This window comes from Streptomyces sp. NPDC002130, from assembly GCF_040296465.1.
Classification (GTDB): Bacteria; Actinomycetota; Actinomycetes; order Streptomycetales; family Streptomycetaceae; genus Streptomyces.
In genome coordinates this window covers 1-1284 of the sequence record NZ_JBEOXI010000943.1, presented here as the reverse complement: position 1 = coordinate 1284, position 1284 = coordinate 1, and the positions used below count along the sequence as shown (strand labels likewise).

Sequence of the window (1284 nt, the reverse complement as noted above, 5' to 3'; positions counted from 1 at the left end):
CGACCACCGGGGACACGAACATCGGGATGACGACCTTTTCCAGCACCCCGCTCCAGTAGACCGTCGTCCCGCCGGTGCTCAGTGAAGCTGTGCCCCTTCATCCCCTCGCAAGAACAGCAAGCTCGACGACAACGGCCGTCTCCATCCAGCCACGACGACCGGCAACCAGTGATGACATGCCGCGAAAAGACCGTGGGACCTTCTCGACTCGAACAAAATCGATGCTCCCAGGCACCAACACCCAGCGCCCGGACCCTTGTTCGAGAAATTCACCGCGCTCGAGCCGAATCGAACGAACGATCCCGGACGTAGGTTCCACCTCGTCGGGATAGATTCCCCCATGAACCGACCCGTCGAACCACAGCGACTTCTGAATCGGGTGCAAAGCCCACGAAGATTTTTCGCCGACCACCGGTAACGGTGCACAGCACTCGAATTCCCACGTTTCGATGCGGACTGTGACCACGTTGTAGTCATCCATCTGAATACTCCGCGCAGTAGACGAACCGGAACACGACGGTCCCGGGCGCGGAGTTACCTGTCAGACCACAATAGCGTCAGAGCTTGTACACGCGCTCCGCTGTCGCCGTGGACGCTGCGGCCAGCGCCTGTGGATCCTCGCCGCGGATGTCCGCGAGTGCGCGCACCGTGTACGGCAGGCAGTACGACTCGTTGGGCGCGGGCCCTTGAGCGCGCGCCCGAACTCCGTCCAGAAGGTCGAGTACTTCTCGGGCTCGTTCGCCTTCATGTCCTTGATGGTCGAGAGGACCTTCTTGGTCAGACGACGACGGATGGCAGCGATCTGCCGGTCCTGCTGCAGAATTTCACGAGAGACGTTGAGCGAGAGGTCTTGTGCGTCGACCACACCCTTGACGAAGCGCAGGTAATCGGGCACCAACTCTTCGCAGTCGTCCATGATGAAGACGCGCTTGACGTAGAGGTGGATGCCGGCCTTGCGCTCACGCATGAACAGATCGAACGGCGCCGTCGACGGAATGAACAGCAGCGCTTGGTATTCGAAAGTACCTTCGGCCTTCATCGGGATGACCTCGAGAGGCTCGTCCCAGGCGTGGCTGACGTGCTTGTAGAACTCCTTGTACTCGTCCTCGGACACCTCGTCCTTGGAGCGAGTCCACAGAGCCTTCATCGAGTTGATCGTCTCGGTCTCGATGGTGACCTCGGGCTCTTCGCCCTCCGCCGGCGTCGACGTACGAGCGACATCCATGCGGATGGGCCACGCGATGAAGTCGGAGTACTTCTTGACCAGTTCCTTGATCTTCCATT

Annotated in this window: 1 protein-coding gene and 1 pseudogene; both read right to left on the bottom strand. The window is 60.3% G+C overall.

All coding sequences use genetic code 11. The annotated features are described in order from the left end of the window. Positions 1-97: 97 nt before the first annotated feature. Complete coding sequence (locus tag ABT116_RS47245; RefSeq protein WP_298777681.1) at positions 98-481, bottom strand: DUF6578 domain-containing protein; 384 nt, start codon at positions 479-481, stop codon at positions 98-100. Positions 482-619: 138 nt separating this feature from the next. After that, a pseudogene (locus ABT116_RS47240) lies at positions 620-1284 on the bottom strand (molecular chaperone HtpG); the annotation flags it as partial.

Bases quoted from the DNA above. Each gene is read 5' to 3' on its own strand.
- ABT116_RS47245 (WP_298777681.1), bottom strand. From the start codon at position 481: ATGGATGACTACAACGTGGTCACAGTCCGCATCGAAACGTGGGAATTC.